This is a genomic window from Catellatospora aurea, assembly GCF_042663325.1.
GTDB lineage: Bacteria > Actinomycetota > Actinomycetes > Mycobacteriales > Micromonosporaceae > Catellatospora > Catellatospora aurea.
Genome location: NZ_JBHTAC010000026.1, coordinates 1 through 12,943 on the forward strand (window position 1 = coordinate 1; position 12,943 = coordinate 12,943).

A 12,943-nucleotide genomic window follows, 5' to 3' on the forward strand; every position below is an offset into this window, starting at 1 on the left:
GCCCTCCAGGAGTCCTGGAGGGCGCGACTTTTCAAGAGTTGCGGCTCGGGGTTCGGCGGCGGTCAGGCGGCGTTGAGGTGGCGGATGGCCTGCCAGATGAGCAGGAAGAGGGCGACGGCGAAGAGGGCGCCGAGCACGACCACGCGGGGAACGGCGGGGCGCATCGGCGAGACGACCGCTTCGGGGTGGCCGAGGTTCACCAGGCGCTGCCGCTGGGCGAGCACCTCGTCGCGGCAGTGCACCAGCAGCATGTCGCCGGGCGCGATGTGATCGACCCGACTCAGCTCCACCGCGAACCGGGCCTGCGCGGTCTGCAGGCCGCGTACCGCCCGCTCACCGGCCCGGCCGCAGCGGGCCCGGCCGTAGCGGCGGGCGTCGGCCCGCAGGTGGCCGTGGCCCATGATCTGCAGCTCGCCGGGGGTGGCGATGTTCCGGTCGTGCAGCCGGGCGAGCTGCGCGACGTAGTAGTGGGCCTCGCGATGCCGGGCCACCCACAGCAGGGCCAGCACCATGGCCAGCGCGGGCAGCCCTTTGCCGAGCATGCCGAGCAGCACTCCGGCGGCCCCGGAGCCCAGTCCGTCCGCGAACAGGGGCGAGTTCCACACGAAGTGGGTGAGCCAGGCCAGCCCGAGGCCGAGGCCGAGCCCGCCGAGCCGCCACCACATCGGCTTGTCGGTGCGCACCACGAACCAGGCGATGCCCGCGCCCGCGAGCGCCGTGAACAGGGTGTGGCTCCACAGGCCGGCCAGGAAGCCGCGCAGGAAGAAGGTGGCGATCACGGGACCGACGCCGTCGCCCTGGCCACGCAGCGCGACAGCGTTGACGGCGAACACGATGTCCTCGACGACCTGGTAGCCGAGCCCGATGAGCGCGCCGTAGACCATGCCGTCCAGCACGCTGTTGATCTGCTTGCGGGCGACCAGCACGATCATCACGACGCCGAGTGCCTTGAGCAGCTCCTCGATGGTCGGTCCGGCGATCGCCGAGCCCCAGGTCGCGGCGAAGGCCGGTGAGATCAGCTTGGCGACCAGGTCGTGCACGGCCTGGGTGCCGGGGATCGCCGCCGTGGTGGCCACCGCGCCGCCCCAGGCGAACGCGGTCGCCATGAGCAGCGGCGGCTCGCGTTCGAGGAAGTCCATGGACGCGATGAAGAGCCAGAACGGCACGGCGTACAGGGCGAACAGGAGCACCGCGGCGGTGGTGGCGATCGGGAAGCGGGCCATGTCCGTGCGCAGGATCTCCAGCAGGCGCACCAGGCCGGCCAGCATGATCAGGCCGAGTAGCCAGAACGCGGGCAGCTGCAGCGACTTGAGCGCTCGCGCCGCGCGGGGCGTCGGGCGTACGGAGAACCGCCAGCGCCGCCCCCCGGAGCGGCCCGCGACCGTCACCGGCCACCGCCGTACCGGATGGAGCTGATCGAGTCGTCGATGCCGGCGAGTTCGCGCTGCAGTTCGAGTTGCGCGCCGCTGACGGTGACCTCGATCGAGCGCCCGTCGGCGAGGAACACGGCGTACCGGCCGCACCGGCCGGGCGCGGTGTATCCGCCGGCCAGGCCGGACAGCCCGCTGGCCGTGTTCACCCCGCCCTCGTCGCCGGTGACCTGGTAGCCCTGCGTCGCCTTGATCTTCGTGCGCAGCTTGTCGGCTGCTTCCGCGATCTGCCCGCCGAACGGCTGCACCACGATCGCGTAGCGCACGTCGCCGACCAGGAACAGCACGGTGGCGCGCTCGTCGCCGGGGCGGGTCTTGCTGGCGTCGACCCGGGCTCCGGGCGGCGGCTGCACGCTGACGCCCGCGCCCACCTCGTAGAGGTGCCCGGCGAGGGAGCGGTCGGTCGGCACGGCCCGGTTGAGGGCCGGCAGCCCGAAGACGACGAAGAGCAGGGCAGCGAGTACCGCTGCCCCTCCCAGCAGGTTCCGCACCAGTCGATGGGCGACCATGGTCCGACGGTAGCGGGGCATAGAACTTGAATGCTGCTATATCGAACAACCCGGGCGCATAACCGAGGGGGACTTTGACGGTACGCAACAACGCCTTCAGGATGAGTGAATGACCGGACGGGTGATCAACCGGCGGGAACAGCACAAACAGCACACCCGCGAGGCGCTGGAGGACGCGGCGCTGGCGCTGTTCGCCCGGCAGGGCTTCGAGCAGACCACGGTGGAGGACATCGCGGCCGAGGTCGGCGTCTCGGTGCGCACCTTCTTCCGCTACTACGCGTCCAAGCAGCACGTGCTGTTCGGCGACGTCGGCCACTCGCGGGTGGAGCAGCTGCGCACCGCCCTGGCCGCCCGCCCCGGCGGGGAGCCGCCGCTGGAGTCGGTGCGCGCCGTGCTGGACGGGGCCGACATCACCGACGAGGTCCAGCTCGCGCAGATCCGGGCCCGCCTGCGCCTGCTCACCGAGCAGCCGACGCTGCTGAGCGCGTACCTGGTGATCAGTGAGGAGTTGCGGAGCCTGGTGAGCCGCTTCGTCGCGGCGCGGTGCGGGGTGCCCGAGTCCCACCCGTACCCGCTGCTGGTCGCCGGGGCGGCCCAGGCCGCGTGGGACAGCGCGCTCTGGTCCTGGGCCGGCGGGCACAGCCCCGACCTGGCCGCTGCGCGCCGTTCGGCATTCGCGCAGCTCACTGTGGGTATTCGCGGTCCGGGGTGAAAGGGGCATACCGCCCCGTTGGTCATCACATTCGGGTAACAGCCGCCACTGTCTGCGAACCCCCTCCCTGTCGTCTCAACTCATACAGAAGTTGAAGCGCAAACGATCAGGGAGGCGTCATGCTGGCACGTCGGCGGGCCTATAGCGCGAAGGGCCTGTTGACTGCCGCCGCGGCGGCAGCACTGATCTCGACGACGCTCCTGGTGGGGTTGGCGAGCTACAGCGGCGCGGTGATCGAGGCGGGCGGCCGGGCGGCCGTGGCCGCGGCCCCGCCGGACGAGCGCGCCGTGCAGGTGCGCCTGCCCTCCCGCACCGGTGGCAGCGGCTGGTCCTCGACCGGCACCGAGGTCGGCAAGTCATTCTCGGAGCAGTCCTGGCGGGAGACCGACGGCAAGCTGCGCGAGTCGTTCGCGGCCCGGTTCGCCGGCACGAAGGTCGAGTTCGGCTCGGCCGGTTACGCGAGCGGCCTGCGGTTCACCAGCGACACCGGTGACGCCACGGCCGACAGCTATGGCGTGGTGTACGCCCGGGTCATGTTCCTGGACGAGCTGGCCGAGCACGCCCGCCTGGTCTCCGGAACGTGGCCGGCGGCCGGCTCGAACCCGCAGCAGGTCGTCGTGGGCGAGGCCGCCGCGCAGGCGCTGGGGTTGCAGGTCGGCTCCGAGGTCGCCTTCGCCAACGGCATCACCAAGAAGAACCAGCGCGTGGTGGTCAGCGGCGTCTTCGCCGCGAACCGGGAAGAGGACCCGTACTGGCTGCTCGTGCCGGAGATGGCCGAGGGCGTCGAGGCCGGGCGCAGCACGTACGGCCCGCTGGTGCTGCCCCGTGCGGACTTCTTCCGCGACTGGTCCTACCTCGGCAACAGCGGCTGGGTGGTGACGCCGGACCTGTCCCGGGCCGAGCTGCCGCAGCTGATCGCCGCCCGCAACGCGGTGCGGACCCTGCCGGAGGTGACCGAGGAGCTTGGCTACGGCGACGGCGGCCAGGCCGGCACGCACCTGGAGCGACTGGTCGACCGGATCCAGCAGGCCAGCCTCGTCGGCCGGTCCGACCTGCTCACCCCGTTGCTGCTGATCTCCATCCTCGGCGGGTACGCGCTGCTGCTGCTCGCCGCGCTGCTCACCGAGGGCCGCCGGGCGGAGACCGCGCTGCTGCGCGCCCGCGGCGCGTCTCGCGGCCAGCTGGCCGGCCTGGCCGCCCGCGAGGCGCTGCTGATCGCCGGGCCCGCCGCCGTGCTCGCCCCGCTGCTGGTCGCCCCGCTGCTGGGCCTCGTCGCGCGGCTGCCCGCGCTGAGCAACGTGAGCCTGCGGCTGGAGGCCGGGATCACCCGCGCGACCATCGCCGTCGCCGCGGCCGCCGGGCTGGGCTGTGTGCTGGCGATGCTCCTGCCCGCCATGCGCGGCGGCGGCACCTACGTCGCGGACCTGGCGGCCCGCTCGCGGCCCAGCCGCGCCGCCGCCGCCCAGCGCACCGGCCTGGACCTCGCCCTCATCGGCTTCGCCGGGCTGGCCTGGTACCAGCTCCAGCAGTACGAGTCGCCGCTGTCCGGCGTCGCCGGCAAGCTCGGCATCGACCCGCTGCTGGCCGCGGCCGGGCCGCTCGGCGTGCTCGCGGGCGCGGTGCTCGCGCTGCGCCTGCTGCCGCCGCTGACCCGGCTGCTGGAGCGCCGGGTGGACCGGCGGCCGTGGTTCGCCGCCCAGCTCGGCGTCTGGCAGGCCGGACGCCGCCCGCACGCCGGCCCGGTGCTGCTGCTCGCGCTGAGCGTCGCGGTCAGCACGCTGGCCTGGACGCTGGCCGCCACCGCCCGGCAGTCCCAGGTGGACCAGGCCGACCACACCGCGGGCGCGGATCTGCGCCTGATCGAGACGGCCTGGTCGGTGCCGCCCGGCCGGGTGGACCAGCTCGCCGCGCTGCCCGGGGTCACCACGGCCCTGCCGGCCTGGCGGACCCGCATGGACACCGGCGAGAAGGCGACCCCGACCACGGTCCTGGCCATCGACACGACGGCCGCCGGTGACGTGCTGCGGCTGCGCCCCGATCTCGGCGACGCGCCCGCACAGCTGGCCGCCGCCGCGGCGGAGAGCCACCGCCAGCCGGGCGTCGACCTGCCAGAGGGCACGACGGCGCTGCGCGGCACGGTGCACGTCACCGGCCCGGAGGGCGAGTGGCTCGCCCACCCGCGCGAGGTGACGGCGCTGGTGCTCACCGACGAGCACGGTGCGATCCACCAGGTGTCGGTGGCCGGCGACGAGGACTCCGACGCGTACGCCTTCGAAGTGGCGCTGCCCCGTACGCCGCGCCTGCGGCTGACCGGGTTCGCCGTGGACGGGCCGGAACTGCCGGGCGGCGTCCCGATCGTGTGGCAGCTCAGCGACCTGGCAGCGGTGGGCGCAGGAGGCACGGCCACGCCGCTGAGCCTCGACGGCGGCAACACCACCTGGGGCATTCCCACCTCCTCCCTGCAGGGGCTCCAGCGGGTCGAAGGCAACACGGCCCGGGTCGAGCTGCTGAACCTGGGCGGTTTCGGCGAGATCCCGGATTTCGCGTTCAACCTGCGCCCGGTGAGCGACAAACTCACCGTCCCGGCGCTGGCCACGCCCGAGGTGCTCGCGTCGCTGCACACCGAGGTCGGCGCGAAGCTGGCCATCCCGCTGTGGGGCAGCAGCAACGTCGAGGTGCACATCGTCGGGCAGCTCACCGCGCTGCCCGGCGGGGTGGACCAGGCCGCGCTGCTGGTCGACATGCCCGCGCTGAGCACCCACTTCCAGCAGGCCGGCTGGCGTCCGCCCAACATCACCGAGTGGTGGGTGCAGACCGACCCGGCCCGGCACGCCGAGGCCGCCGCGGCGGCCGGACCGCTGCCCAACCTGCAGACCGTCGACCGGAAGGCGCTGGCCGTGCACGCGGCGGACGACCCGTTCGGCGTCGGCGCGCGGATCGCCCTGTTCATCGCCGCGCTCGGCGCGATCTGCCTGGCCCTGGTCGGCGTCGCCGTCGACGTGCGCGCAACCGCCCGGCGGCGGGTCGCCGAGCTCGCGGTGCTCAACACCCTGGGCGCGACGCCACGGCTGCTCGCCCGCGCACTGATGATCGAGCAGGCGTTCCTGGCCGGGCTCGGTGTGGCGGTCGGCCTGGTGGTCGGCCTGCTGGTCGCCCGGACGACCGGGCCGCTGGTCATCCTCACCCCGAGCGCGAGCCGGCCGGTGCCGCCCGCGCTCACCACGACGGACTGGCTGCCCGTGCTGGGCACCGCCGCCGCCCTGCTCGTCCTCACCCTGGTGATGGCCGGGCTGGTGGCCACCACGATGCGGCAGCGGCTGGCCGCGGCCCAGCTGCGGATCGGAGCTGACCGGTGAAGGGTTGGATCGCCCGGGTACGGGCCACGGCCGGGCCGCTGGCGCTGCTCGGCACACTCACACTGCTGGCCGGAGTGCTGGTGGTCGGCGCGCCACGTGCCGCGAACCGGCTGACCGACGAAGGCCTGCGCAACGACATCGCGCAGCTCAGTTACACGTCCCGGGACCTCACCTACCGTGGCCTCAAGGACAAGGGCGACAACTGGAAGCCGGACGGCAAGCTGGACCAGCAGCAGGCCGTGCTCTACCCGGCGCTGCGCGAGCGGATCGAGCAGTCCTGGTGGGCGGCGACCACGACGCTGGACGAGTCCTGGGTGACCGGCACCGGCCTGCCTGGTGACAACAAGCAGGGCGCGATGCTGTTCAGCCTGCGCGCCGGCAACGGGCTGGAGGAGCAGGTCGACCTCGTCGAGGGCCGCTTCCCGAAGACCCAGCCGGGCACCGTGGGCCCGATCGAGGTCGTGCTCACCGAGTGGAACGCCGACAAGCTGCGGCAGAAGGTCGGCAGCACGTTCCTGTTCCACCGGGAGGTGCCGGTCCAGGTGGTCGGCATCGTGCGGCCGCACGACGAGAACGGCACCTTCTGGGAACCCGCGCCGTTCGGGCTGCGGGCTTACCTGCCCAACGACGACGGCGACCCGTACCGCGCGGTGCTCTATTCCGACGAGTTCGGCCTCGACCGGGTGAAGGACCTCGTCGGGATCGTCTACGAGTGGCGCTACCGGGTCGACACGGCGAAGCTCGACGCGGGCGTGCTGCCCGAGGTCGTGGAGGCGGTCACCGTCGCCCGGCGGCAGGGGCTCGACGCGACCCTGCTGACCAGCCTGGACTCGCAGCTCGCGAAGTTCGCCGACAAGGCCCGGGCCGGGGCGGCGCTGCTGGCCGTCGTGCAGATGGGCGCGCTGATCACGCTGGCCGGGCTGGTGCTGCTGGCGGCCCGGGTCGCCGTGACCCGCCGCCGGGGCGAGTTCGCGCTGCTGCGGGCGCGCGGCGGGGCCATCGCCACCATCGGCTCGTACACGCTGCTGGAGTCGCTGCTGGTGGTGCCCCCGGCGGTGGCCGGTGGCCTGCTCGGCGCCGCGGTGACCGGACGTCCCGCGGTCACCTGGCCGGTGCTGGCCCTGTTCACCGCGCTGGCGGCGCTGGCGGTGCCGGTCATGACCATGCGGACGGCCCGCAACCCCTCCTTCTCCGGCGAGCGGGCCGACCTGGCCACGGCACGGGTCGGCGTCAAGCGGCGCACCGCGGAGCTGAGCCTGCTGGTGCTGGCGGGGCTGGGCGTGTGGCTGCTGCGCAGCCGCGGGCTGAGCACCGCCGCCGGGGTCGACGTCTACCTGGCCGCGGTGCCGGCGCTGCTGGCCGCCGGGGCGGCGGTCGCGATGGTGCGGCTGGTGCCGCCGGTGGTGAGCCGGCTGGGCAGGCTGGCCGCCCGTGGGCGCGGCGCGGTGAGCTTCCTCGGCCTGTCCCGCTCGGGCCGCACCGCGGGCGCGGTCATCGGGCCGGTCGCGGTGCTGGTCGTCGCGGTCAGCACGGCCGTGTTCAGCGTGGCCGTGGCGAGCACCATCGACGAGGGCCGCGACCGGGCCACCGACCTGCGCCTGCCCGCCGACGTCAAGGTCGACGGGTACTTCTTCGACGACGCCACCGAGGCCGAGCTGGCCGCGGTGCCCGGTGTCACGGCGGTGTCCCAGTACATGGTCGACGGGGCCAGCGATCTGGTCGTCGATCAGAAGCGGCTCGGCACGGTGTACGCGCTGGTGCTCGACGGGCAGGCGTACGCCAAGGTGGTGGCGGACTCCGGAGTCGACGTGACCCCGCCGAAGGAGTTCACCGAGGCGGTGCCCGGCGCACAGGTACCGGTCCTGGTCTCCCCAGGCGTCGCCAAGCAGCTCGGCGGCGACCACGGCGCGGTCACACTGCGCGGTCGGCAATACGAATTCCGGATCGCCGCCGTGGTCGACGGCTTCCCGCCGATCGCCAACGGCGCGTCGAACTTCATCGTCGTGCCGTGGCAGGCGGTGCAGACCGACGCTCAGAAGGCGTTCACGCCGAACGGCTACCTGGTCGCCGGTGACCCCGACCCGGAGCGGCTGCGCGAGGTCGGCGCCGCGGGTCAGGAGCGCTGGGCCAACGAGGGCTTCCGGCCGCGCGCGTACGAGGAGGTCACTGACGTGATCACCTGGGAGCAAGCGCGGGCGGAGCTGGACAAGGCCAGCATCAACGCGGTGGTGACGTTCGCGTACGCCATCGGCGCGGGTGCCGGGGTGGCGTTGGCGCTGCTCGCGATCGGTTTCGCGGTGGTGTCGGGGGCGCGGGGCCGGGGCACGGTGCTGTCCCGGCTGCGGACCATGGGCCTGTCGCGGGGTCAGGGCCGCCGCCTGCTGCTGGTGGAGTTGATGCCGGTGGTGGTCGTGGCGGTGGTGACCGGCGCGGTCGTGGGCACGGCGGTGCCGCATCTGATCGCCCCGGCCCTGGGGCTGTCGCAGTTCACCGACGGCCTGTCCGTGGGTGTCACGTTCGACCCGGTGATCGTCGGCGCCTCGCTGGTGCTGGTGATCATCGGGATGTTGACCGCGCTTGCGGTGGAGACCCTGTTCAACCGCCGGTTGCGCCTCGGCGAGGTGCTGCGGCTTGGTTCCTTCGACGCGGGAGAGAGCTGATGTCGACGACGAATGAGATCACGAGCCCGCCGGACCTGGCGACGCTGCAGGCACGTGCCGCGCAGCGGGCCGCCGACCGGGCCGGGGGCGCGGACCGGCTGCGCGGGCACCTGGTCTGCGACGGGCTGGTGCGGATCTACAAGACCGAGGGTGTCGAGGTGGTCGCCCTGCAGGGCCTCGACCTCGTGGTGGACCGCGGTGAGCTGCTGGCCATCGTCGGGGCGTCCGGGTCGGGCAAGTCGACGCTGCTCAACATCTTGTCCGGGCTCGATGTGCCGACCGCGGGCATCGCCCGGGTGGGCGAGTACGACCTGCTCACCATGAAGGCGGGGCGGCGGCTGTCGTACCGGCGGCACATGGTCGGCTTCGTCTGGCAGCAGACCGGCCGCAACCTGCTGCCGTACCTGACCGCGCTGGAGAACGTGATCACGCCGATGAAGCTGGCGGGCACGCGTTCGGGCCGCAAGGCGCGCGAGCGGGCGATGGAGCTGCTGGAGATGGTCGGCGTCGGCTACTGCGCGGACCGCCGCCCGGATCAGATGTCCGGCGGCGAGCAGCAGCGCTGCGCGGTCGCCCTCGCGGTGGCCAACGACCCGGAGGTGCTGTTCGCCGACGAGCCGACCGGTGAGCTCGACGAGTCGACCGCCGCGGACGTGTTCACCGCGCTGCAGACGATCAACGCCGAGCTGGGGGTGACCGTGGTGGTGGTGACCCACGACCCGAACGTGGCCACGCAGGTCCGGCGTACCGTGGCGATCCGCGACGGCCGGCTGGCCTCGGAGGTGCGCCGCAGCTCGCGGGCCACCGCTGACGGTGGCACCGAGCTGGTCAGCGAGGAGTACGCGGTGCTGGACCGGGCCGGGCGGATGCAGCTGCCCCAGTCGTTCGTGCAGGAACTGGAACTCAAGGACCGGGTGAAGCTGAACCTGGAGTCCGACCATGTGGAGGTGCGCCGTGGCTGAGGAACTGGTCAGGGTGGAAAACGTCAGCCGTGACTTCGGCCGGGCGGGCAAGGTCGTGCACGCGGTGCGCGACGTGTCGTTCACCGCGGGCCGCGGCGAGCTGGTCGCGGTGCGCGGCAGGTCGGGCGCGGGCAAGACGACCCTGCTCAACATCATCGGCGGGCTGGACCGGCCCACCTCGGGCAAGGTCTTCATCGCCGGGCAGGAGATCACCTCGGCGGCCGAGCAGCAGCTGGTCGCGCTCCGCCGGGACGTGATCGGGTTCGTGTTCCAGTCGTTCGGCCTCGTGCCGATCCTGTCCGCGGCGGAGAACGTCGGCGTGCCGCTGCGGCTGGCGAAGGTCCCGCCGGCCGAGCGGGACCAGCGGGTGTCGGTGCTGCTGGAGCTGGTCGGGGTCGGCGGGCACGCCAACCAGCGGCCCTACGAGCTGTCCGGCGGCCAGCAGCAGCGCGTGGCGGTGGCCCGCGCGCTGGCCAACGACCCGCAGCTGCTCATCGCCGACGAACCGACCGGCCAGCTCGACTCCGAGACCGGCCGCCAGATCATGGACCTGCTCCGCGCCCTGGTCCACGCCCGGGGCATGACCGCACTCGTCGCCACCCACGACGCGGCGCTCATGGAGATGGCCGACCGGGTCGTCACGCTCCGCGACGGAGCACTCGTCCCCTGACCCGGAAATGACCAAAGCTCCGTCCCGCTGCGGGGGCAGCGTGGCGGAGCTTTGGCCATGGGGGGTATGTAGGAGGACGTCAGCCCTCCGGTTGTGCAGCTCAGTCGCCCTGACGCTGGTGCGGGATCTGACCCTGGAGCAGAGCACGCACCTCCGACTCACGGTAGCGACGGTGGCCGCCCAGCGTGCGAATCGCGCTGAGCTTGCCCGCCTTGGCCCACCGGGTCACCGTCTTCGGGTCGACGCGGAACATCGATGCGACCTCTGCCGGGGTGAGCAGGGGTTCTGGTTCGTGCGTACGCGACGCCATGCGGTCTCCTCCACAAGTACCTATAGACGTAGGCCGGGGTCCCGCCGGCCAACGCGCTACCCATAGTCCGGCTAGTCCCCGATGTCCGACATGGGCCGAACGGGTGAAGGTCCGTGGATGGACGGATGATGAATGAACGACATGTCTGCTTTTAGCGGATGAAGACAGTAATTTCATAGCTTTCAATCACTGCAAGTGACCTGAAAACTACTCAACGTCAGTTGCTGCGCTCCATCAACTGGATCGCCCGCCACCGCTGCACGAGCTGCTCATACGCCGCCGTGGCCGCGTCGCCGTCCTCGCGCTCCAGCCCGGCCAGCCCTGTGGCGACCAGCTCGACCGAGTCGTCGTCACGCAGCGCGTCCTCGGACAGCAGCCCGGTCAGGCCGCCGTAGTCCAGCTCGACGACCGAGCCCGGGTGGAACGACTCCAGCCAGCGGGCGGTCTCCCGCAGCGAGTCGGTGATGGGCACGTCGCCCAGGGTCCGGCGCAGCACCCGCAGCCCCTTGTGCGCCCGCTGCCGGGCCTTGCCGATCTCGGTCCGGTAGCGCAGCACCCGCCGGGACGGCTCCAGCACCAGGTCCCGCTCCGCGGGGGAGACCAGCACGAACCAGCGCAGCGGCACCCCCCAGGTGGCCACCTGCTCGTGCATGCGGTCCTCGGCGCGGGTCTGCTCGACCACGGTCTGCGCCAGGTCCACCAGCACCGGCGGCACGAAAGCGTCGGCCAGCACCTGCGGCACCCCGTCGCGCGCCTGCAGCGCCGCCTCGGCCACCCGCACCCGCAGGTTCCACGGGCAGACCAGGGTCACGTCGGTCTGACCGGTCAGCCCCTGCATGACGTACGCCTCATCGGGCAGGTCGGGCAGGCGCGACCAGCCCGCGCCGAGCGCTTCGAGCACGGTCGCCCGCTGCCGGCCGGGCCCGTCGGACAGCCCGACGGCGCGCCCCTCGTCCACGTAGCGGCGCCAGAAACGCTCACGTTCGGGCGCGAACGCGGTGAGCGGCTCGTAGACCCTCAGGTACGCGGCGAACTGTGACGGCACCTCGCGATCCTCCCACGATTAGGCTGTCAGCGGGAGCGTCGCTACCGCGGCGTGCCCCAACCCCTCGGCGGAAGGTGGGGAGTCGCTTGGCGAGCTGCTGGAGGGCAGCTCGACGGGACGAGCCACTTTCCGTCAGACCGAGCAGGATGGGCCTCACAAGGGCCATCGTCGTCACCTTGGAGCCAGCAGTGGGCGTATTCACCGACGGCAGTCACGAACAGGTCGTGTTCTGCCAGGACCGGGCCAGCGGCCTGAAAGCGATCATCGGCATCTACTCGACCGCGCTGGGGCCCGCCCTGGGCGGCACGCGCTTCTACCCGTACGCCTCGGAGGAGGAGGCCCTGCACGACGTGCTGGACCTGTCCCGGGGCATGGCGTACAAGAACGCCCTCGCCGGGCTCGACCTGGGCGGCGGCAAGGCGGTCATCTGGGGCGACCCGGACCAGATCAAGTCCGAGCAGCTGCTGCGGGCGTACGGCCGCTTCGTGCAGTCCCTCGGCGGGCGCTACTACACCGCCTGTGACGTCGGCACGTACGTGCAGGACATGGACGTCGTGGCCCGCGAGACGAAGTACGTCACCGGCCGCAGCGTGGAGTACGGCGGCGCCGGCGACTCGTCGATCCTCACCGCCTGGGGCGTCTTCCAGGGTATGCGCGCCGCGGCAGAGCACCGCTGGGGCACCCCGTCGCTGAAGGGCAAGCGGGTCGGCGTGGCCGGCCTGGGCAAGGTCGGCAAGTACCTGGTCGCGCACCTGATCGAGGACGGCGCCGAGGTGGTGGCCACCGACGTGAGCCCGAAGGCGCTGGAGTGGGCCAAGGCGACCTACCCGCAGGTGGGCCTGGTCGCCGACGCGACCACGCTGATCACCAGCGACATCGACGTCTACGCGCCCTGTGCCCTGGGCGGCGCGCTCAACGACGACACCGTGCCCGCGCTGCGGGCGCAGATCGTCGCCGGCGCGGCCAACAACCAGCTCGCCCACTCGGGCATCGAGAAGCTGCTGGTCGACCGCGGCATCCTGTACGCGCCCGACTACCTGGTCAACTCGGGCGGTGTGATCCAGGTCGCCGACGAGATCGACGGCTTCAACTTCGACCGGGCCAAGCTGCGCGCCACCAAGATCTACGACACCACCAAGCGGATCCTGGAACTGGCCGACACCGAGGGCATCTCGCCGGCCAGTGCCGCCGACCGCCTCGCCGAGCAGCGCATGGCCGAGGTCGGCCGCCTGCGCACCATCCGGATCTAGCGCCACGCCGAACCTGGAATTCGAGTCGCCTGGCAATCG

General features: G+C 72.5%; 10 protein-coding genes. 6 read left to right on the forward strand and 4 right to left on the reverse strand.

Annotated elements, in window-relative coordinates; all coding sequences use genetic code 11:
• Nucleotides 1–62: 62 nt before the first annotated feature.
• Complete coding sequence (locus ACFQO7_RS23245) at nucleotides 63–1,388, reverse strand: PrsW family intramembrane metalloprotease (protein ID WP_376808340.1); 1,326 nt, start codon at nucleotides 1,386–1,388, stop codon at nucleotides 63–65.
• A complete protein-coding gene (locus tag ACFQO7_RS23250; protein WP_360540871.1) occupies nucleotides 1,385–1,939 on the reverse strand; it encodes a hypothetical protein in 555 nt (184 codons plus the stop codon). Before ACFQO7_RS23250 ends, ACFQO7_RS23245 begins: the two co-directional genes overlap by 4 nt.
• Before the next feature lie 109 nt (nucleotides 1,940–2,048).
• On the opposite strand from ACFQO7_RS23250, the gene ACFQO7_RS23255 reads away from it, so the two are divergent.
• The 5 genes from ACFQO7_RS23255 to ACFQO7_RS23275 all read left to right on the forward strand — a co-directional run bounded on the left by ACFQO7_RS23255 (nucleotide 2,049) and on the right by ACFQO7_RS23275 (nucleotide 10,299).
• Complete coding sequence (locus ACFQO7_RS23255) at nucleotides 2,049–2,651, forward strand: acyl-CoA-like ligand-binding transcription factor (protein ID WP_376808341.1); 603 nt, start codon at nucleotides 2,049–2,051, stop codon at nucleotides 2,649–2,651.
• 119 nt (nucleotides 2,652–2,770) lie between these two features.
• Nucleotides 2,771–6,007, forward strand: a complete 3,237-nt coding sequence (locus ACFQO7_RS23260) for an ABC transporter permease (RefSeq protein ID WP_376808342.1) — start codon at nucleotides 2,771–2,773, stop codon at nucleotides 6,005–6,007.
• Nucleotides 6,004–8,667 carry an FtsX-like permease family protein gene (locus ACFQO7_RS23265; RefSeq protein WP_376808343.1) on the forward strand — a complete coding sequence of 888 codons (2,664 nt, stop codon included), beginning with the start codon at nucleotides 6,004–6,006 and terminating at the stop codon, nucleotides 8,665–8,667. The genes ACFQO7_RS23260 and ACFQO7_RS23265 overlap by 4 nt, the downstream gene beginning before the upstream one ends.
• The gene (locus tag ACFQO7_RS23270) at nucleotides 8,667–9,629 is read left to right on the forward strand and encodes an ABC transporter ATP-binding protein (protein WP_376808344.1); all 963 of its coding nucleotides are present in this window, start codon (nucleotides 8,667–8,669) and stop codon (nucleotides 9,627–9,629) included. The genes ACFQO7_RS23265 and ACFQO7_RS23270 overlap by 1 nt, the downstream gene beginning before the upstream one ends.
• The gene (locus ACFQO7_RS23275) at nucleotides 9,607–10,299 is read left to right on the forward strand and encodes an ABC transporter ATP-binding protein (RefSeq protein WP_376808345.1); all 693 of its coding nucleotides are present in this window, start codon (nucleotides 9,607–9,609) and stop codon (nucleotides 10,297–10,299) included. The genes ACFQO7_RS23270 and ACFQO7_RS23275 overlap by 23 nt, the downstream gene beginning before the upstream one ends.
• Nucleotides 10,300–10,399: 100 nt before the next feature.
• Here ACFQO7_RS23275 and ACFQO7_RS23280 read toward each other — a convergent pair whose 3' ends face one another.
• Both ACFQO7_RS23280 and ACFQO7_RS23285 read right to left on the reverse strand, forming a co-directional pair.
• Nucleotides 10,400–10,609, reverse strand: a complete 210-nt coding sequence (locus ACFQO7_RS23280; RefSeq protein WP_020522548.1) for a BldC family transcriptional regulator — start codon at nucleotides 10,607–10,609, stop codon at nucleotides 10,400–10,402.
• Between the two features lie 217 nt (nucleotides 10,610–10,826).
• Nucleotides 10,827–11,654 (reverse strand): DUF8083 family protein, encoded by an 828-nt coding sequence (locus ACFQO7_RS23285; protein WP_360523003.1) that lies wholly within the window; start codon nucleotides 11,652–11,654, stop codon nucleotides 10,827–10,829.
• Between the two features lie 188 nt (nucleotides 11,655–11,842).
• Here ACFQO7_RS23285 and ACFQO7_RS23290 point away from each other — a divergent pair, with 188 nt between their 5' ends.
• Complete coding sequence (locus ACFQO7_RS23290) at nucleotides 11,843–12,904, forward strand: Glu/Leu/Phe/Val family dehydrogenase (protein ID WP_376808408.1); 1,062 nt, start codon at nucleotides 11,843–11,845, stop codon at nucleotides 12,902–12,904.
• Nucleotides 12,905–12,943: the final 39 nt, after the last annotated feature.